Below are 20,886 nucleotides of genomic sequence, written 5' to 3'. Positions count from 1 at the left end.
AATGACTATGAAGAAAATATTAATTGTTGATGATCAGCAGGGCATTCGCCTTTTATTAAATGAAGTTTTCAAAAAGGAAGGGTATGAACCATATCTTGCGGCGAATGGGTTAGAAGCAATTCGCTTTATTGAAAACATTAAAATTGACTGTGTGCTTCTCGATATGAAAATTCCGGGTATGAACGGCATCGAAATATTACAACGTATGGAAGAAATGGGACGCAAAATGCCCATAGTCATGATGACAGCTTACGGTGAAATTAGTTTAATCGAGCAGGCGAAAACCCTTGGTGTAACACATTATTTCACGAAACCCTTCGATATTTTCGAATTGAGAAATACCGTGAATAATTTATTAAAAGATTAACAGTTGTACGCTAGAATTAGAGGTATTTTTTTGATAAAATGGAGATAGAATATGTTCTTATTAAAAAGAGCATGAATCCTAAGGAGGATCTTAAATTATGGCTTTAGTATCAATGACAGAAATGCTGAATAAAGCAAAAGAAGAAAAATATGCGGTTGGTCAATTCAACATCAACAACCTTGAATGGACACAAGCAATTCTTCAAGCGGCAGAAGAAGAGAAATCACCAGTAATTTTGGGCGTATCAGAAGGTGCAGCTAAATACATGGGTGGATTCATCTCTGTTGTGCATATGGTTAAAGGTTTAATGGCTTCTTACGGCACAACTGTACCAGTAGCAATCCACCTAGATCACGGTTCAAGCTTTGATAAATGTAAAGAAGCAGTTGATGCAGGTTTCACATCTGTAATGATTGATGCTTCACACCACCCATTCGAAGAAAACATCGAAATCACGCATAAAGTGGTTGAGTATGCTCACGCAAAAGGTGTTTCAGTAGAAGCAGAACTTGGCACAGTTGGTGGCGATGAAGATGGCGTAATCGGCGGTATTATGTACGCAAATCCAGAAGAATGTCGCAAAATGGTTGAAGCTACTGACATCGATTGTCTAGCTCCAGCATTAGGTTCAGTTCACGGTCCTTACCAAGGTGAACCAAACTTAGGATTCAAAGAAATGGAAGAAATCTCGAAATTAGCGAACCTACCATTAGTTTTACACGGTGGTACTGGTATTCCTACGAAAGATATTCAACGTTCAATCTCTTTAGGAACAGCTAAAATAAACGTAAACACTGAAAATCAAATCGCAGCAACTAAAGCTGTACGTGAAATTTTAGAAAACGATAAAGTTGTCTACGATCCACGTAAATTCTTAGGCCCAGCTCGTGAAGCAATCAAATCTACAGTAGCTGGTAAAATTCGCGAATTCGGCAGTGCTAACAAAGCATAATTCCTATTCAAATTAATATGCAGTATAATAAGGGAGAAGTATGAATTTAATAGTTCATACTTCTCCATTTGTCATAATTCAGGAGGAAATTCAAAATGAAATTTTTTATCGATACAGCAAACTTTGAAGAAATCAAAGAAGCATATTCTTGGGGCATCATCGCAGGTGTTACAACAAATCCATCACTAGTTGCAAAAGAGAAAAACATCTCTTTCCACGACCGTTTAAAAGAAATAGCTGAATTAGTTGACGGTTCAGTATCAGGTGAAGTAATCTCATTAGAAGCTGACGGTATGATTAAAGAAGGTTTAGAACTTTCTAAAATCCACCCGAACATCACAGTGAAATTACCGATGACACCAGCTGGTCTTACAGCTTGTGCAGCATTAACAAAAGAGGGCATCAAAACAAATGTGACGCTTATTTTCTCAGCGAACCAAGCTTTATTAGCTGCTCGTGCTGGCGCAACATACGTGTCACCATTCATCGGTCGCTTAGATGACCTAGGTCAAGATGGCGTTGAATTAATCCGTGAAATCGCAGAAATCTTTGCTATTCATGAGATTCCTTCACAAATTATTGCAGCTTCAATTCGTCACCCTCAACACGTGACACAAGCAGCATTAGCAGGTGCGCATATCGCAACAACACCTTACAAAGTACTAACTCAACTATTCAAACACCCACTTACGGATAAAGGCATTGAAGGCTTTATGAAGGATTGGGCTAACAAAGACCAATAAGCAAGGAGATATAAAATGGACGTTTATAAAATTCAAGGCCAAAAACGTCTGCAAGGAACAATTAAAGTTAGCGGTGCTAAAAACAGTGCCGTTGCTTTAATCCCTGCATCAATTTTGGCGAATTCTAAAGTAACAATCGAAGGTTTACCTGAAATTCTGGACGTATGGACATTAAAATCTTTACTAGAGGAAATCGGTGGTCAAGTATCATTTGAAGATGGCACGATGTCAATTGATCCGACAGCAATGATCGATATGCCGCTACCAAATGGTAATGTAAAAAAATTAAGAGCTTCATACTACTTAATGGGTGCAATGTTAGGTCGCTTTAAAAAAGCAGTGATTGGTCTTCCAGGTGGTTGTTACTTAGGCCCACGTCCAATCGACCAACACATTAAAGGATTCGAAGCACTCGGAGCAAAAGTAACGAACGAACACGGAGCAATCTATCTTCGTGCGGATGAATTACGAGGCGCTAAAATTTACTTAGATGTCAGCAGTGTCGGCGCAACGATTAATATTATGCTTGCGGCAGTACTAGCAAAAGGTCAAACGATTATCGAAAATGCGGCGAAAGAACCTGAAATCATTGATGTAGCGACTTTACTTACGAGTATGGGTGCGAGCATTAAAGGTGCAGGAACAAACGTCATTCGCATCGACGGTGTAGAAGAACTTCACGGAACGGAACATACGATTATTCCAGACCGCATTGAAGCAGGCACATATATGATTATGGCTGCAGCAATCGGTGACGGCGTGACAATCGATAATGTAATTCCACTTCATGTAGAGCCATTGACTGCGAAATTACGAGAAATGGGCGTAGAAGTGCAGGAACTTGAGGAGAAGATTCATATTCCGAAAGTGGAAAGCATGAAACCAGTGGACATTAAAACACTCGTTTACCCAGGCTTCCCAACTGACTTACAACAGCCATTCTCAGTTCTTCAAACGCAGGCGATTGGTACATCTGTTGTAACAGATACAATTTACACTGCTCGCTTTAAGCATATCGCTGAATTTAACAGCATGGGTGCAAAAGGGAAAGTAGAAGGAAGAACATCTATTATTAATGGCCCAACACCGTTAACTGGTGCGACAGTAGTAGCATCGGACTTACGAGCAGGAGCAGCTTTAGTAATTGCGGGTCTTCTTGCTAAAGGCGAAACTGAGATTCATGATATATACCATATTGAAAGAGGTTATAGTAATATAATCGAAAAACTGAAGAAACTAGGTGCTGGTATAGACCGAGTATCACTTTCAGAAGTTGTCACAAAAGAGGAAAAATAGTGAATTTTTTTCCATAAAAACCACTATAATTTTCTCACTGTGCTACAATAGATTTGGTTTAAACCATACCACTATAAATACTAACTAAGTGGCAAACGGGAGGAACAGTAAAAGATGAAACGCAGTTTATCAATGGAAGTAGTACGTGTAACAGAAGCAGCGGCAATTGCATCAGCAAGATGGATGGGTCGTGGATTAAAAATGGAAGCAGATGACGCAGCTACAACAGCAATGCGCCAAGTTTTCGATTCAATTCCAATGGACGCAGTAGTAGTAATCGGTGAAGGTGAAATGGACGAAGCGCCAATGCTTTACATCGGTGAAAAATTAGGTTCAGATCAAAATGGTCCAAAAGTTGATATTGCAGTTGACCCACTTGAAGGTACGAATATCGTAGCAGCAGGTAGTGGTAATGCGCTAACTGTTCTTGCAATCGCAGACAGAGGAAATCTACTTCATGCACCAGATATGTACATGGAGAAAATTGCAGTTGGTCCAGAAGCAGCTGGCAAAATCGATATCGATGCATCGGTTACTGACAACTTAAAAGCAGTAGCAGCAGCGAAAGGCAAAAATATCGAAGACGTAGTAGCGACTTTATTAAAACGCGATCGTCACCAAGCAATCGTAGATGAAATCCGTGCAGCAGGAGCTCGTATTAAATTCATTAGTGACGGCGATGTAGCAGCAGCTATTAACACAGCATTTGATGAAACAGGTGTAGACATTTTATTCGGTACTGGTGGCGCTCCAGAGGGCGTAATTGCAGCAGTAGCACTTAAATGTTTAGGCGGAGAATTCCAAGGACGTTTAATCCCATCAAGCGATGAAGAAATCGCTCGTTGTGAAAAAATGGGAATTCAAGTTAACACTGTTTTACACATGAATGATCTAGTAAAAGGTGATGACGCAATCTTTGCAGCAACTGGTGTAACAGATGGCGAATTATTGAAAGGTGTTCAGTTTAAAGGCGGACACTGTACTACACAATCAGTGGTAATGCGTGCTAAATCAGGTACTGTACGTTTCGTTGAAGGACGTCATAGTTTAGATAAAAAACCAGACTTATTCATGAAAGAATAACCTTCACACACTACTTAATACTATAAGGGGCAACCCTAAAAACGATTGAACAACTGTAGCTGTCTAATGAGATTAATTCTTACTAGGCAGCTCTTGTTCTATTAAAAAAGTATTACCTACAAAATTCTCCTTCTAAAAATCATCCCATACACATATAATATAATTAAAAATAACATAAGAGTGGTGTTTAATTTATGCCAGCATTAACAATTTCCCAATTAGAAGACATGAAATTAAAGGATCTATATGCTTTAGCGAAGGAATATAAAATTTCTTACTATAGCAAATTAACGAAAAAAGAATTAATTTTCGCGATATTAAAATCTCGTGCCGAAAGAGAAGGCTATTTCTTCATGGAAGGCGTACTCGAAATTATTTCACAAGAAGGTTTTGGCTTTTTACGTCCTATTAACTATTCAGCAAGTTCAGAAGATATTTATATTTCCGCTTCACAAATTCGTCGTTTCAGTTTAAGAAACGGAGATAAAGTAACGGGTAAAGTTCGTCCACCAAAAGAAAACGAACGTTACTATGGCCTATTACATGTAGAAGCTGTAAATGGTGAAAATCCAGAAACAGCGAAAGAACGCGTCCATTTCCCAGCTTTGACACCTTTATATCCAGACCGTCAAATCAAATTGGAAACGACGAAAGAGAATTTATCTACACGTATTATGGATTTAGTCGCGCCAGTTGGATTTGGTCAACGTGGTTTAATCGTAGCTCCTCCAAAAGCGGGTAAAACTTTACTTATTAAAGAAATTGCCAACTCGGTTACGGAGAAATATCCGGAAGCAGAATTGATCGTTCTATTAATTGATGAGCGCCCAGAGGAAGTAACGGATATTGAGCGTTCAGTTCAGGCGGATGTTGTGAGTTCTACATTTGATGAATTACCAGAAAATCATGTGAAAGTTGCCGAGCTTGTTTTAGAAAGAGCGATGCGATTAGTGGAGCATAAGCGTGATGTCATCATCTTAATGGATTCAATTACTCGACTTGCGCGTGCTTATAACTTAGTCATTCCACCAAGTGGTCGTACACTTTCAGGTGGGATCGATCCAGCAGCATTCCATCGTCCAAAACGATTCTTCGGTGCGGCACGTAATATTGAAGAAGGCGGTAGCTTAACGATTTTAGCAACTGCATTAGTCGACACGGGTTCTCGCATGGATGAAGTCATCTATGAGGAATTCAAAGGAACAGGGAACTTAGAGTTGCATCTAGACCGTAATTTAGCAGAACGCCGTATTTTCCCAGCGATTGATATTCGCCGCTCTGGTACGCGTAAAGAAGAATTATTGATTCCAAAAGAACAGTTGAATAAACTATGGGCGATTCGTAAAACATTTGCGGATTCACCTGATTTCACTGAACGTTTCCTAAGGAAAATCCGTCCAACAGCAACGAATGAAGAATTTTTCGAAAAGCTTGATTCAGGAATGAAAAAGGCGACGAATGGCAAAGGCTTAATCTAAAATACTTAAACAAATTGTGAGCAAAAAAATATACTTAAGCAATGACATCTGATATGCTAACTTTCCAAATGAAACTTACGTCATTTAAAGAAAAAATAAATTGCATTTGGTCAATATATTTGCTATAATTTGTTTCATAATGCAATCATTACGCGTTGCATATGCGACGATTTAATTGGGTCGTGTAAGGCAACAGTTTGATATTAACTACTCTGTTCCAGATGGTTCAGGGCGAGAGGAGAAACATACTATGAAAACAGGTATCCACCCAGACTACAAAGAAGCAACAGTAACATGCTCTTGTGGTAACTCTTTCAAAACTGGTTCAGTAAAAGAAAACATCGTTATCGAATTCTGTAACGAATGTCACCCATTCTACACTGGCCGTCAAAAATTCGCGTCTGCTGATGGACGTGTTGATCGTTTCAACAAAAAATACGGTCTTAAATAATTCAAACCGAATTATTAAAATACCTGCTAAGCGCTTTGTCGCCTAGCAGGTATTTTTCGATTCTAATTATTTTTCTAGGATGAAAACCTGGTTGGCTCCACTCTATAATAGTGCATTCATGTAAGAAGACATAGAGGCTACTTAAGTTGAAGAGAATCAGATCGCTTATCCAAAGTATGTTAAATGTTTCTAGAACAGCATCTTTTCTTCGAATTGGAAGAATTAGTGCGACACTTGTCGGCGGAAAGCATTCGCAATTACTGAAAGTGTAATCCATTTTATGACCATCATAATCACGACTTAATTGCAAGTGGATTCGCGCTATTTTTAAGACAAATGTTATTTATGGAACAACCTATTTTTCTTGATTAGAAGTCCGTTTTCGTGTAGTATAAAACACGTTGCTTATTTGAAAAACAGACGATTTACATAACATTAATTGATAGAATAAAGTGTATGTATAGACATAATAATAAATTCAATAAAATGGCGAGAGAGGGGCAATTAATATGTATGTAACACAGCAAAATGGCTGGGTAGAAGTAATTTGCGGTAGTATGTTCTCTGGAAAATCAGAGGAATTGATTCGTCGTGTACGTCGTGCACAATTCGCAAAACAAAAAATTGCAGTTTTTAAACCACAAATTGACAATCGATATAGTGAGGAAGCAGTTGTATCCCATAACGGTACGACAGTAATTGCTCACCCAATCGAAAACACTGAAGATATGTGGGATTATATTTCAGATGACTTCGACGTCATTGCAATCGACGAAGCACAATTTTTCGGACAAGATATTATCGAAACAGTCCAAAAGCTTGCAAATCATGGTTTCCGAGTAATTCTTGCAGGATTAGACCAAGATTTCAAAGGTGTTCCATTCGGTCCAATGCCTTTCTTAATGGCGATTGCCGAGCAAGTAACGAAATTACAAGCGGTATGTAGCGAATGCGGGTCTCCAGCAAGTCGCACACAAAGACTAATTAACGGTGAACCTGCAAAAGCAGATGATCCAATCATTTTAGTAGGCGCATCAGAAGCTTACGAACCAAGATGTCGTCACCATCATTCAGTTCCAGAGGGTAAAACTGCTGTAATTGAAAAATGATGTAAAAAAACCACGAGTTTTTTCGTAAAATCATAAGTATAATTTTCAAAAGAGTAGCGAGAGTTGCTCTTTTTCTTTATACTATTGTAAGGATATATAAATTCGTGTTGACTAAACAATACTGAAATTCATAGATTTAAAAATAGAAAGGGTAAGGTGAATAAAATGTTTGATCGCCTTCAAGCAGTTGAAGACCGCTATGAACGTCTGAATGAGTTACTAAGTGACCCGGATGTTGTATCGGATAATAAAAAATTAGCTTCTTTATCAAAAGAACAGTCAGATATTCAAGAAACAGTTGAGGTTTACCGTGAGTATAAGTCTGTAAAAGAACAAATTGACGAAGCAAAAGAAATGCTAAATGAAAAATTAGATCCTGAAATGAAAGAAATGGTGAAAGAAGAACTAAAAGAATTAGAAGTTCAAATTCCAACTTTCGAAGATCAATTAAAAGTACTATTAATTCCGAAAGACCCGAATGACAGCAAAAACGTAATCATGGAGATTCGTGGAGCTGCTGGTGGCGATGAAGCTGCATTATTCGCAAACTCACTATTCCGTATGTACAGCAAATACGCTGAAACACAAGGATGGAAAATCGAGATTATGAACGCCAACCCTACAGAATTAGGTGGATACAAAGAAATCGTATTCCTAATTAGCGGTCAAGGTGCATACTCGAAATTCAAATACGAAAGTGGCGCACACCGTGTTCAACGTGTACCAGAAACAGAATCACAAGGCCGTGTTCATACATCAACTTCTACAGTCGTAGTAATGCCTGAAGCAGAAGAAGTAGAATTAGACCTACAAGATAAAGATATTCGTGTCGACATTTACCACGCATCAGGCGCAGGTGGTCAGCACGTCAACAAAACGGCATCAGCTGTACGTATGACGCATATTCCAACAGGCGTAGTAGTAGCGATGCAAGATGAACGTTCACAACTGAAAAATCGTGATAAAGCGATGAAAGTTCTTCGTACACGTGTATTCGACAAAATCAGTCAAGAAGCACAAAGTGAAATCGATGCTGAACGTAAATCAGCGATTGGTACTGGTGACCGTTCTGAACGTATCCGTACTTACAACTATCCACAAAACCGCGTAACTGATCACCGTATCGGTTTAACAATCCAAAAATTAGATCAAATCATCGAAGGTAAGCTCGACGATATTATTGATGCACTAATTATGGAAGAACAAGCGAGCAAACTGGATCAATTAAATGAACCAAGAATGTAAGCAAGTTTTTGAGGCCCTTAAATGGGCTTCTTCTTTTTTAGAGGACAATAATCGTGAGGCACATGCAGCCCGCTTACTACTTCAGCATGTTTTGAAGATTGAGTACACACAATTAATGCTGAAAATGCAAGAGCCTTTAACAGATGAACAACAACAACAATTTAAGCAACTTGTCGATCAGCATGTCGCTGGCACACCGGTACAGTATTTAATTGGGCAGGAAGAATTCTATGGTCGTCCGTTTGAAGTGACGCCTGATGTCTTAATTCCACGTCCTGAAACGGAAGAATTGGTTTATACGACATTGAATAAAATGTCTTCATTATTCCCTTCAAAATCATTGAAATTTGCGGATATCGGAACGGGTAGTGGCGCAATTGCCATTTCAATGAAAAAGGAATGCCCAGAACTTGAAGTAACAGCGACTGATTTAAGTGAAGCTGCGCTTGAAGTAGCACGCAGAAATGCTGTGACGAACGAAGCAGATATTCGCTTTTTACAAGGTGATTTAACGAAACCACTTGGCGATGAGAAATTCGACATTATTTTATCGAACCCTCCTTATATTGCGCACGATGAGGCGAAGGATATGGAAGATGTCGTTTTAGAACATGAGCCACATAGTGCGTTATTTGCTGATGAGAATGGTTTGAAGTTATACCGTGAACTATGTGAACAACTGCCACATATTATGAATAAACCTGGATTAATCGGCTTCGAAATCGGCTATCAACAAGGAGAAGCTGTGGAGAACTTGTTGAAAATGCACTTCCCTAATGGAAAAATCGAGGTTTTAAAGGACTTATTTGGGCAAAATCGCATGGTTTTCTGTGAAATTAAGTAGTTATCCACAACTGTAAAGTTTTTAACCTTTACAGTAATTAAGATAGAAGAAGTATAAATCACGAGACATATTCCAATGATTGTAAGGGTTACAAGGCAATCCGGAAAAATCAAAAAAGAATAAAAGATCCCGATCGAGTTGTAAATAAAAAGATATGCACATTTTTTCTCGAAATATCCACAATTTTATTTAATTATCAACAAATTGTGCATAACTTTCTGAAAACTCTTGATAGGAAGGAGGAAGAACGATGGAAACAACGAGAATTATTGTGGATAAAAATGTGGAAAATGGTAAAAATTATGAACAGGCTGTGGATTTATTGAAATCTGAAGAAGTTGTAGCCTTTCCAACCGAGACTGTATATGGATTAGGTGGCATTGCCACGAGTGATTTAGCCGTATCAAAAATTTATGAGGCAAAAGGTCGCCCGTCAGACAATCCATTAATCGTACACATTGGCACAACGGAAGAAATCGATCGCTATGTTGTCGATTTAAGTGACAAAGCACAAGCCTGTATGAAGGAATTTTGGCCAGGACCACTCACAATTATTTGCAAAGTGAAGCCGAATGTTCTTTCGACAAAAGTCACTGCAGGATTAGATACAGTAGGACTCCGCATGCCGGATCATCCAGTAGCGCTTCAACTACTTCGCCAATTAGGTGAACCAGTAGCCGCACCAAGCGCCAATCAAAGTGGTAAACCGAGTCCAACAGAGGGAATTCATGTAGAGGAAGACTTACGTGGAAGAATCCCGATGATTTTAGACGGCGGTGCAACAGGAATTGGTGTCGAGTCAACGGTCATCGACTTAACATTAGACACGCCGACAATCTTACGCCCAGGTGGCATTACGAAAGAGATGTTGGAAGCTGTCATTGGAGAAGTGGAAGAGCCGACACATATCGAGCAGAAAGCAGGCGCACCGAAAGCACCCGGTATGAAATATACACATTATGCTCCGAACGCCCCTGTCTACTTAATCGAAAAAGACGAATCAGCCATTAACCAAGCGATTCAAGCGATCCAAGCGAAAGGTCAGAAAGTAGCATTGCTCGCGCCAAATCAATTTGCGACAACAGCTGCCGACTATTTCTTTAGCTTTGGAGAAGATACGCAGCAAGAGATGGCCTTACATTTATACAATGCATTACGCGCGTGTGATAGTACGGACGCACAAATTGTTCTAGCTACCGTAACTTCTACAGATGGCGTTGGATCAGCAATTATGAACCGACTTGAAAAATCTGCAGGCGGACATTGGTATAAATAAATGAGAAAAACGTACATTTCTGAAAATGAAGTGTACGTTTTTTCTATGCTATAATATTACTTAACGATTGGTAAAAAAGGAGCAGAAATTATGACAATTAGAAAAGGCGAAGAAACATATCAAAAGATGATTGATGTAGCCATTTATTATTTCGCAAAAGATGGTATTCACAAAACGAGTTTTTCAAAAATTGCTGAAGCATTACATATGACAAAACCATCTCTCTACTATTATATTGAATCAAAAGAAGAACTAATTCGCAAAGTGTTCAATTATGTATTAGAGGATTACAAGTTCAGCTCATACTTTGATGAGGAATCTTTGGAAATCACATCGGTTGAAAACTATTTGATTCAAGGCGGTAATAATTTCATCGAAGAAACAGCGGAGCAAAGTATCATTATCGACTTACTGAATGAATTCACTTTATATGCGAACCGTATGAAAGCAGTAGATGAATCATTCATTGAAAAAATTGAAGAATCGAGATTATCATTTTTAAATGGATTCGAACACGCGTTAAGAGTCGCAAAAGTAGAGAAGAGCGAAATTATTTTACGCGCGCAAACTTTAGCCATCATGCTAGATCACATCCAACAAAACCAACAAATGAGTATTAAAACGGATGAGAAAAAGCTATGGAAACATATCGTCATGCAAACATTAAAGTCTTAAATGACAGATGAATTTGTTAGAAATGATCACAAGAGTAATTCTTTAGACACAATTTTAAGTGACAGAATGGGTTTTTACTATATCATTTATACTGTTAGATAAGGTATAATTTAACTATTAAGGGGTGCGCCATGCAAATTTATTTGATCTGTACGGGTAATACGTGTAGAAGTCCGATGGCAGAAGCGATTTTAAAAAACAAAAATCTTCAAGATATACAAGTCTTTTCAGCGGGTGTTTATTCATACGGTGGTGAAGGAATGTCACAAAATGCTCAAGCAGTTTTGAATCAACACGGCATCGAGCATCGCCATACTTCATCACCAGTCGAGCCTGATAAAATAGCGTCATCCGATCTCATTCTTACGATGACGAATGCACATTTACAAGCGTTATTGCAATTTTATCCACAGGCTGCGGACAAGGCATTTACATTGAGCGAATATGTGATGGATTCCAAAAAAGACGTTTCCGATCCATTCGGAGGCGACTTACACACATATGAAGCGACTTTTGAAGAGCTTCAGCGATTAATCGACGCACTCCAATCGAAAATCGTGGAGGAATAATATTTATGACAAACCGACATTCATTTAGCTTACGAAAAAAACTAATATTATTCGTAGTATTATTAGCTGTAATTACTTACGGAACGAGTTTGGTCTTTATTGAATATGTACAACCGACATTTTTCCCGGACACTAGCTCATTGCTATTCTTAATCATCACTTTCGGATTAGGGATTCTATGGTCTGGTATTTTAGCTGGTGTATTGGCATTCTTCATCGTCAAGCCATTGCAGCAACTAGAAAAAGTAGCATTGGAAGCCGCAAAAGGGAATATTCATCAATCGATTGAAATTCCTAAATCGCGCGATGAGATTCAATCTTTAGCGACAGCGTTTGAATCAATGCTTGCCAACTTACGTCAGATGGTCAGCAGCATCGAAGATAATTTCCAACTGACGAATTCGACAGTTCAGTCATTATCAGCTGAATCGAAGGAAGCTTTACAACAGTCAGATGCGATTGCTCAAACGATTGCACAGATTTCAGAAGGCGCGAGCGGTTCAGCAGAAGCCATTCAGATGACGGCCGAATCGATGGAAGATGTACGAATGTTAGCAGATGAAGTAAATGCACACGCAGTTGCAACTTCAGGCTATTCTCAAACGATGATCACAGAATTGAGCCGCACGACGAATGCGATTCAAGGACTTGTATCGGGCATTAAAGAGATCGCAGAAGGCAATAAAACAGCGTTAAAAGACATTCATCAACTAGAACGTAATGCAAATGAGGTCGAAAATATTATTCAATTGGTCGGTTCAATCGCCGAGCAAACCAATTTACTAGCACTGAATGCTTCCATTGAGGCGGCAAGAGCTGGAGAACATGGTAAGGGCTTCGCAGTAGTTGCTGAAGAAGTTCGCAAATTAGCGGATGGTAGTGCTGAAGCTGCGCAAGGTGTGGCTCGATTAATTCAAGCGATGCAAGCAGATGTGAATAAAGTCGTTCAAAAAATGACAGCACAAGTAAAAACGGCAGAGCATGAGATGACACGTGTCAACGAAACGACGAGTGCAGTTGACGGCATGAATGCAATCGTTAATCAAATGGCTTCCTCTGTAGATGAAATTTCAGTATTCGTTGAAAAGCAGTTACATAATATAGAACAAACTGCACAACAATCACAGGAAGTTGCGGCGATTGCCGAAGAGACAAGTGCGGGCGCTCAAGAAGTTCGCAGCGCTACAGAAGAACAAGTGCGCTCAATCTCACAAATGGACGACCTATCAGAAAATCTTCAAACACAATCAGAAGATTTACACAAAACAATCCAACAATTTAAATAAGTACATCGAAAACCGAGCATCCCATTATGAAGGGATGTTCGGTTTTTTTGCATGAATTGAAAAAAACTCAAATGAAATATTCGATTTTAATAGAAATACTCATTGAAAAGTAAAACAGTTTATGGCACAAGGTAATTAGCAAAATTACGACATAAATAGATGAAAGCGTTCTTATAATGGCAGAATGTGACGATTTGTCACACTTTGAAAATTTTTTTCAGAAAAACAGTATCAGTAATTGCCAAACACCATTGTTCTGTTATAGAATAAGATTACTTCATTCAAACTACTCTAATTAAAGTAGTTTGATTAATATATTACAAGTGGGAAAGGGAAATACAACAAAAATGAAATTTAAAGAATTTATTAAAGGTCAAAGCGTTAAAGGCGCAAACTTTATGGCCATCTTTTATGCAGTAGCAATGTTAGGGATTTTCTTAGCAGGATATTCTTCATTACCAGGTAATGTGGATCGCCTACAAGTAGCAATCGTCAATGAAGACAATGGCGACTATGGTCAACAAATTGAAAAAAGCTTAAGCAAAGAACTTCCATTTAAAGAGATTTCAACGGATTTAACAAATAAAGAAGCAATGAAAGATTTAAATGACAATGACATCGCAATGGTCATTCGCATTCCAGAAACATTCTCAAAAGACTTAGCAAGTGGCAAGACAACTTCGAATATTGATTTCGTAGTGAACGAAGCAACATCTTCAGCAGTACCATCAACGATGACATCTGTTGCAGACAAAATTAATCAACAATTAAGCACACAATTCTCAACTCAAACTGCACAAGGTATGTTGATGAATTTAGAAATTCCAGAAAAACAAGCCGCTGAAATGGCAAAAGCAATTGAAGAAACATATGCAGGTAATATTAAAGTAATTAACGACGTACCAGACGGTATGCAAAATAATATGCTACCAATGTTCTTAACGATGGCACTTTATGTAGGTGCAATGATCGGTGCGATGATGTTAGTAGGTAACTTCAAACTGAACCGTGGTAGAGCAACAAAAACTCGTTTATTCACTTATATGCAAGTATCTGCAGGTTTAATTGGGGTAATCGCAGGTTTAGTATCAACAGTCATCTCATTCTTAATTGTTGACCTAAACGGCACAGGATTATTCTTTGAAATCTGGGGACAACAAGTATTAAATTACTGGGTATTCTTTAACTTCACTGCTATTTTCATCTTCCTATTAGGTGAAACAGGTATGATCGTGAATATTCCAATCTTACTTTTCCAAACAATTGCAAACGGAGCAACAATTCCATACGATATGATGTACGCACCATTCCAATGGGGTAGCTGGATTACGCCAATGTATAGTTCAGTACAAGCATTCTTCGCGAATATCTTTGGTAATACAGCAGTAGCACCGTATATCTTTAGTCTAGCAGGGCTTGGTATTGCAGCAATGGTGATCAATATTCTAATTGCATGGTTACTTCATAAACCTTTAAAAGTAGAAGAACCAGCAACAAAATAATTTGCTATCATAAGATTATTAATAACTAGGGGCTGGCGTAGTGAGTATTCAAATATTTATTCTAAGTAATCTGATGGAGGGTAACACATATCCCTATCAATTAAAGAAGAAATTAGCAGATTTTCAAAGCTTGGATTTGAACCATTCGATTTCAGAGAGTAAGTTATATTACAATTTTGAATCATTGAAGAAACAAGGGCTAATTGCTTTAGAACAAGTATTGCACGAAGATAACAGACCGGATAAACAGATGTTTACAATTACGGAAAAAGGACGAGCTGCCTTCCCAGATAAGATCTACTATGTTTTCGAAAACGCAAAAAACATAGGGGATATGGTAGTCGGACTTGCTAATTTAAAATATGTGGATCCTAACAAAGTATTAATAATCTTAGAAAAGCAATTAGCAAAGCATATGGCGCATTGGGAAGCCATCATCTCATTCGATCGAGAGAAATATATGGTCGGTGAGATTGAGGGATTAAGAGGTTTGTTAGGTGATTTTACAGAAGATCTTCACCAACATACGACCACTTATTTGAACCGAATCATTCAATATGTGAAAGAATATAACAATTAGTATCGTAAGAAGGGGTCGAGTAAGCGCGATCCCTTTTTGCTTGTGAAAAAAATATTTATACTATTCTAAAAATTAGGTGGAATAATTATGGTATTGTGTAAATCGCTAAAGTTCGTTAAAATAACAGTAAGTGATGTTTAAAACTGTTTAATTTCTTCTTTTTTTCGTTAAAACTTAACTATTTAAGTTATTAAAGTTTATATAGTTCGTATTTTACTTAAAAAAGAACTTTGTATTTTGAAAATATATGTCTTTATTCACCTAAAAATGGTACACTGAAAATGAATCTAAACATTATGAAAAGAGGGATTAAGTTGAAAATCGCAATTTCATCTGATCACGGTGGTAACACTTTAAGAAAAGAAATTATGGGCTTATTAGAAGAGTTAGGTTTCGAATATGAAGACTTCGGACCAAAAGACAATTCATCAGTAGATTATCCTGATTATGCACAACCAGTTTCTGAAGGTGTAGCAACAGGTAAATTTGATAAAGGTATTTTAATTTGTGGTACTGGTATTGGTATGTCAATCGCAGCCAATAAAGTAAAAGGAATTCGCTGTGCATTAGTACATGACGTATTCTCTGCAAAAGCAACTCGCTGTCATAACGACTCGAACATTATCGCAATGGGCGAACGCGTAATTGGCGCTGGTCTTGCACGTGAAATCGTAGCAGCTTGGTTACAAACTGATTTTGAAGGTGGCCGTCACGAACGCCGCATCGAAAAAATCACTGCAATCGAAGCACAAAACTAATTCATTTTAGAGGGAGCAATCGTTATGGTGAACTTACAAAAAATTTCTAGTGAACTTACAACACTATTAGAAGAGTTTGCACAACAAGCCTCACTAAAAAAGGATCAACTTTTCATCGTTGGATGTTCTACATCGGAAGTGAAAGGTCAGAAAATAGGAACTGCAGGCGGTTTAGAAATCGCTGAAGCTATCTATGGCCCTCTTGCGCAATTCGCTGAAAAACACCAACTACATCTCGCTTTCCAAGGATGCGAACATATCAATAGAGGACTTACAATGGAACGTACGACGGCGGAGCGCTATTTCTTAGAAGAAGTATCTGTTACACCAGTCGTAAAAGCAGGTGGCTCAATGTCTACTTACGCTTATCGTCAATTGCAAGATCCGGTCGTAGTCGAGGAAGCACAAGGTCATGCCGGGGTGGATATTGGGCAGACTTTAATTGGAATGCATCTCAAAAAAGTGGCAGTTCCTGTTCGAACGTCCGTCAAATTTATTGGCGAAGCGGTTGTAACAGTTGCAAAGACTCGTCCAAAACTAATCGGTGGCGAACGAGCTGTATATAAAATAGAAGAGTAGAATTTAGGGGGATAAGAGAAATGGAAAAACTTTCAGCACTAGACAAAGCGGTATTTGATGCAATTGATTTAGAATTTGCACGTCAACAAGAGAATATCGAGTTAATCGCTTCAGAAAATATCGTGACAAAAGCGGTAATGGAAGCACAAGGGTCAGTATTAACGAATAAATACGCAGAAGGCTATCCTGGCAAACGCTACTATGGTGGTTGTGAACATGTAGACGTAGTGGAAGATATCGCGCGCGACCGTGCTAAAGAAATCTTTGGTGCAGAACACGCAAACGTACAACCTCACTCTGGCGCACAAGCAAACATGGCTGTGTACTTCACAGTCCTTGAGCAAGGCGACACAGTGTTAGGTATGAACTTATCACACGGTGGTCACTTAACTCACGGTAGCCCAGTCAACTTCTCTGGTGTTCAATATAACTTCGTAGAATACGGTGTAACTGAAGATACAAACGTAATCGATTACAACGATGTTCGCGAAAAAGCATTACAACACAAACCAAAATTAATCGTGGCTGGTGCTTCTGCATATCCACGTGCAATCGACTTCGCTAAATTCCGTGAAATCGCTGATGAAGTAGGCGCATTATTCATGGTGGATATGGCTCACATCGCTGGTCTAGTAGCAGCTGGTTTACACCAAAATCCAGTACCATATGCTGACTTTGTAACTACTACAACGCACAAAACTTTACGCGGCCCTCGTGGTGGTATGATTCTTTGTAAAGAAGAGTATGCGAAGAAAATTGATAAATCAATTTTCCCAGGACTTCAAGGTGGCCCACTAATGCACGTAATCGCAGCTAAGGCTGTTGCATTCGGTGAAGCATTACAACCTGAATTCAAAGAGTACGCACAACAAGTTGTGAACAACGCTAAAGTTCTAGGTGAAGCACTTGCTGCTGAAGGAATCAAAACGGTTTCTGGCGGTACGGATAACCACTTATTACTATTAGATGTTCGTTCTCTTAACTTAACTGGTAAAGTAGCGGAAGCAGTTCTTGATGAAGTACACATCACTGCGAACAAAAACGCAATTCCATTCGATCCAGAAAAACCATTCGTAACTTCAGGTGTTCGTATTGGTACGCCTGCAATCACTTCTCGTGGTTTCAAAGAAGAAGACATGAAGGAAATTGCTTCAATCATGGCGCTTGTTCTTAAAAACCCTGAAGATGCAGCTGCAAAAGCAGAAGCAATTGCACGTGTAAAAGCATTAACTGATGCACACCCAATTTACGTCGACTAATTAATACAATAAATGAGCGAGCTTCTCTAAAAGGGATTTCCTTTCTGAGAAGCTCGTTTATTGTTTTCGAGTATTTACGAATAAGGTTTTCGGAAATAAAGAAAAGCGTTTCCACTTGGGACTCTCGAGAGCACTGCAGAAAACGAAACGAAAGTAAGCGCATCACCACTTTCGTCCGAGTTTTTGAAGCGACTCAAAGAGAGTAGTGGAACAAGCTAGACACAAAACGAAAAGTGAAAAACGCTCGTTCATATGCGGAAGATCTGCAGAATTCGAAGGAAAAGTAAGCGCCCCACCACTTTTCCCCGAGAATTTGAAGAGCTGAAAGCATATAGCGTTTGAAGCTAGACAAAGAAAGGATTGCTTTACACTTGTTTTTCGGCAGGAGTCCTCGAAATCAAATAAACGGCTTAAGTATGAAACAGCAATAAATGCATAAAAAAGTGAATGTATTTCAAAAATGTATGACTCAATTCCATTCACTTTCACAAAAAAACTCATAGGAAAATCGTCACTTTTTTTAATAAAGAAAATAATGATTTTCTTCTAACTACTGTATATGGAAATAATTTTCGAGCGAACTAATTAACTTTGTAGTTTAATTTAATTTTCTACTTCAATGAAATTAATTCTTTTTATTACGAGTTTCTTCTATTAAATATAAATAAACTTACAATTCAAAACGACATGCAGAAAATAAGTAGTATTGAAATATTAGGAAATGTATGGCGATTCAAAAAAAGGGGAAAGGAACAATGTCACAAAAGTTTGAATGTGGCAAAAGTGTAAAAGAAAATATTGACAGGTGTCTTGAGAATTTTTTCTGTTATAATAGTACGGATAAACAAAAGTAGGGAGAGAATAACATGGGCAAAGTATACGTATTCGACCATCCATTAATTCAACACAAATTATCATTCATCCGAGATGCAAAAACAGGAACGAAAGAATTCCGTGAACTTGTAGACGAAGTTGCAACACTTATGGCTTTTGAAATCACTCGTGATTTACAAACAGAAGAAGTTGAAATTCAAACACCAGTTACAACAACAAAAACAAAAGTATTATCAGGTAAAAAAATGGCGATCGTGCCAATTTTACGTGCTGGCTTAGGAATGACAGATGGAATGCTTAAATTAATTCCAGCTGCAAAAGTTGCACATATCGGTTTATACCGTGACCCTGAAACTTTAAAACCAGTGGAATACTACGCGAAATTCCCAGCTGACATTGAAGAACGTGAATTCATCATCGTTGACCCAATGCTTGCTACAGGTGGATCTGCTATTGAAGCAATCAACTCACTTAAAAAACGTGGCGCGAAAAACATTCGTTTCATGTGCTTAATCGCAGCTCCAGAAGGCGTGAAAGCAATCCAAGACGTACACCCAGAAATCGACATTTACATCGCTGCTCTTGATGAAAAATTAGATGACCACGGTTATATCGTACCTGGTTTAGGTGATGCAGGAGACCGTTTATTCGGTACAAAATAATGGTAGAGGACTGATTTGGACATGACGAAAAAGTGGAAAGTTATGACTGTATTTGGTACGAGACCGGAAGCGATTAAGATGGCTCCACTCGTAAAAGCATTACAAGATAACCCTGAGAAAATTAAAACGATTGTTACCGTAACAGCGCAACATCGTGAAATGTTAGATCAAGTGCTTGAAACTTTTAAAATCGTTCCAGATTATGATTTGAATATTATGAAGAAGCGTCAAACTTTAATTGATGTTTCGACAAGAGGGTTAGAAGGCTTGGATGAAGTAATGAAGGAATCAAAGCCGGATATTGTACTCGTACATGGCGATACTTCGACAACATTCATCGCAAGTTTAGCAGCCTTTTATAATCAAATCGCAATCGGTCACGTTGAGGCAGGGTTACGAACGGGAGATAAATATTCTCCATACCCTGAAGAGATGAATCGTCAACTGACAGGTGTTTTAGCGGATATCCACTTTGCACCAACAGAACAATCAAAACAAAATCTCCTAATCGAAAACAAAAAACCGGAAACGATTTTTGTGACAGGGAATACGGCAATCGACGCACTTGCTACAACAGTGACGGAAGATTATACGAATCCTGTCATCGATGCAATTGGGGAAGACCGCATGATCTTATTGACTGCCCACCGCCGTGAAAACTTAGGTGAGCCAATGCGCAATATGTTCCATGCAATCAAACGAATTTTAGATGAGCATGAAGATGTGCAAATCGTTTACCCGATGCACCTTAACCCGGTAGTGAGAGAGACAGCGAATGAAATTCTTGGAGGACATGACCGCGTTCATTTAATCGAACCGTTGGAAGTGTTTGATTTCCACAACTTTTCTGCTAAATCGCATATGATTTTAACAGATTCAGGTGGTATTCAAGAAGAAGCGCCATCTCTAGGGAAGCCTGTTCTCGTATTGCGAGATACAACAGAACGTCCTGAAGGGATTGCGGCTGGTACTTTGAAGCTGACGGGAACTGAGGAAGAAACAATTTATGAAATGACGAAGCAGCTTTTAACAGATGACGAATTGTACAATTCTATGTCGAAAGCATCGAATCCATATGGTGACGGACATGCTTCTGAAAAAATTGTTGAAACACTAATTGCTTTTTTAGAAAAATAATTTATAGGCCGGTTACTTGTTTTTGGGATTTACGAATATTCCAGAATGAGTAACCCCTATTTCTTTAGCGAAAAGTTTTAACATCTGTTCGGTAGAATTCCCCCATCTTCTATAAGTGGGGGATGAATACCGTTCAGTTTGAGGGTTACCGTTGGTAACTCGAAAACTGATATAAAGGTCTTATCGCCTTTTTCTTTTAGC

The 20,886-nt window shown here is 38.5% G+C and carries 21 protein-coding genes; all 21 read left to right on the top strand.

The genetic code is table 11. The features are described 5' to 3' along the window. Window positions 1-7 precede the first annotated feature (7 nt). The 21 genes from DF281_RS07595 to wecB all read left to right on the top strand — a co-directional run bounded on the left by DF281_RS07595 (window position 8) and on the right by wecB (window position 20,685). The gene (locus DF281_RS07595) at window positions 8-367 is read left to right on the top strand and encodes a response regulator (protein ID WP_109349661.1); all 360 of its coding nucleotides are present in this window, start codon (window positions 8-10) and stop codon (window positions 365-367) included. A gap of 97 nt (window positions 368-464) precedes the next feature. Continuing rightward, on the top strand, window positions 465-1,319 hold the full coding sequence (locus DF281_RS07590; protein WP_109349660.1) for a class II fructose-bisphosphate aldolase: 855 nt from the start codon (window positions 465-467) through the stop codon (window positions 1,317-1,319). Window positions 1,320-1,414: 95 nt separating this feature from the next. Further along, the gene (fsa, locus tag DF281_RS07585; protein ID WP_109349659.1) at window positions 1,415-2,062 is read left to right on the top strand and encodes a fructose-6-phosphate aldolase; all 648 of its coding nucleotides are present in this window, start codon (window positions 1,415-1,417) and stop codon (window positions 2,060-2,062) included. Between the two features lie 15 nt (window positions 2,063-2,077). After that, the gene (locus tag DF281_RS07580; protein WP_109349658.1) at window positions 2,078-3,358 is read left to right on the top strand and encodes a UDP-N-acetylglucosamine 1-carboxyvinyltransferase; all 1,281 of its coding nucleotides are present in this window, start codon (window positions 2,078-2,080) and stop codon (window positions 3,356-3,358) included. Between the two features lie 114 nt (window positions 3,359-3,472). Next, entirely contained in the window at window positions 3,473-4,441 is a 969-nt protein-coding gene (glpX, locus tag DF281_RS07575) for a class II fructose-bisphosphatase (protein WP_109349657.1), read from the top strand. A gap of 194 nt (window positions 4,442-4,635) precedes the next feature. Continuing rightward, window positions 4,636-5,919 carry a transcription termination factor Rho gene (rho, locus tag DF281_RS07570; RefSeq protein WP_109349656.1) on the top strand — a complete coding sequence of 428 codons (1,284 nt, stop codon included), beginning with the start codon at window positions 4,636-4,638 and terminating at the stop codon, window positions 5,917-5,919. Between the two features lie 250 nt (window positions 5,920-6,169). Continuing rightward, window positions 6,170-6,370: a 50S ribosomal protein L31 gene (gene rpmE / locus DF281_RS07565; protein WP_109349655.1), complete on the top strand. Its 201-nt coding sequence runs from the start codon at window positions 6,170-6,172 to the stop codon at window positions 6,368-6,370. 509 nt (window positions 6,371-6,879) lie between these two features. Continuing rightward, window positions 6,880-7,479, top strand: a complete 600-nt coding sequence (locus DF281_RS07555; protein WP_109349653.1) for a thymidine kinase — start codon at window positions 6,880-6,882, stop codon at window positions 7,477-7,479. A 165-nt stretch (window positions 7,480-7,644) separates the two neighbouring features. Then, the gene (gene prfA / locus DF281_RS07550; protein WP_109349652.1) at window positions 7,645-8,724 is read left to right on the top strand and encodes a peptide chain release factor 1; all 1,080 of its coding nucleotides are present in this window, start codon (window positions 7,645-7,647) and stop codon (window positions 8,722-8,724) included. Beyond that, on the top strand, window positions 8,708-9,568 hold the full coding sequence (gene prmC / locus DF281_RS07545; protein ID WP_109349651.1) for a peptide chain release factor N(5)-glutamine methyltransferase: 861 nt from the start codon (window positions 8,708-8,710) through the stop codon (window positions 9,566-9,568). Before prfA ends, prmC begins: the two co-directional genes overlap by 17 nt. A gap of 250 nt (window positions 9,569-9,818) precedes the next feature. Then, window positions 9,819-10,844, top strand: a complete 1,026-nt coding sequence (locus tag DF281_RS07540) for an L-threonylcarbamoyladenylate synthase (protein ID WP_109349650.1) — start codon at window positions 9,819-9,821, stop codon at window positions 10,842-10,844. A gap of 90 nt (window positions 10,845-10,934) precedes the next feature. After that, window positions 10,935-11,519, top strand: a complete 585-nt coding sequence (locus tag DF281_RS07535; protein ID WP_109349649.1) for a TetR/AcrR family transcriptional regulator — start codon at window positions 10,935-10,937, stop codon at window positions 11,517-11,519. A gap of 131 nt (window positions 11,520-11,650) precedes the next feature. Then, window positions 11,651-12,088 (top strand): low molecular weight protein arginine phosphatase, encoded by a 438-nt coding sequence (locus DF281_RS07530; protein WP_109349648.1) that lies wholly within the window; start codon window positions 11,651-11,653, stop codon window positions 12,086-12,088. Window positions 12,089-12,093: 5 nt separating this feature from the next. Next, window positions 12,094-13,374: a methyl-accepting chemotaxis protein gene (locus DF281_RS07525; RefSeq protein ID WP_109349647.1), complete on the top strand. Its 1,281-nt coding sequence runs from the start codon at window positions 12,094-12,096 to the stop codon at window positions 13,372-13,374. A gap of 347 nt (window positions 13,375-13,721) precedes the next feature. Beyond that, window positions 13,722-14,876 carry a YhgE/Pip domain-containing protein gene (locus DF281_RS07520; protein ID WP_109349646.1) on the top strand — a complete coding sequence of 385 codons (1,155 nt, stop codon included), beginning with the start codon at window positions 13,722-13,724 and terminating at the stop codon, window positions 14,874-14,876. Between the two features lie 40 nt (window positions 14,877-14,916). Next, the gene (locus DF281_RS07515) at window positions 14,917-15,456 is read left to right on the top strand and encodes a PadR family transcriptional regulator (RefSeq protein ID WP_109349645.1); all 540 of its coding nucleotides are present in this window, start codon (window positions 14,917-14,919) and stop codon (window positions 15,454-15,456) included. Window positions 15,457-15,770: 314 nt separating this feature from the next. Next, window positions 15,771-16,214, top strand: a complete 444-nt coding sequence (gene rpiB / locus DF281_RS07510; RefSeq protein ID WP_109349644.1) for a ribose 5-phosphate isomerase B — start codon at window positions 15,771-15,773, stop codon at window positions 16,212-16,214. A 24-nt stretch (window positions 16,215-16,238) separates the two neighbouring features. Further along, window positions 16,239-16,793, top strand: a complete 555-nt coding sequence (locus tag DF281_RS07505) for a TIGR01440 family protein (protein ID WP_109349643.1) — start codon at window positions 16,239-16,241, stop codon at window positions 16,791-16,793. Window positions 16,794-16,813: 20 nt separating this feature from the next. After that, complete coding sequence (glyA, locus tag DF281_RS07500; RefSeq protein WP_109349642.1) at window positions 16,814-18,052, top strand: serine hydroxymethyltransferase; 1,239 nt, start codon at window positions 16,814-16,816, stop codon at window positions 18,050-18,052. A gap of 866 nt (window positions 18,053-18,918) precedes the next feature. Then, window positions 18,919-19,548: a uracil phosphoribosyltransferase gene (gene upp, locus DF281_RS07495; protein WP_109349641.1), complete on the top strand. Its 630-nt coding sequence runs from the start codon at window positions 18,919-18,921 to the stop codon at window positions 19,546-19,548. Window positions 19,549-19,569: 21 nt separating this feature from the next. Then, window positions 19,570-20,685, top strand: a complete 1,116-nt coding sequence (wecB, locus tag DF281_RS07490) for a non-hydrolyzing UDP-N-acetylglucosamine 2-epimerase (protein WP_109349696.1) — start codon at window positions 19,570-19,572, stop codon at window positions 20,683-20,685. Window positions 20,686-20,886: the final 201 nt, after the last annotated feature.

The organism is Kurthia zopfii (assembly GCF_003143955.1).
Taxonomy (GTDB): domain Bacteria; phylum Bacillota; class Bacilli; order Bacillales_A; family Planococcaceae; genus Kurthia; species Kurthia zopfii.
Note: the sequence above shows the minus strand (reverse complement) of the source record. Positions and strands in the feature narration are given on the sequence as shown.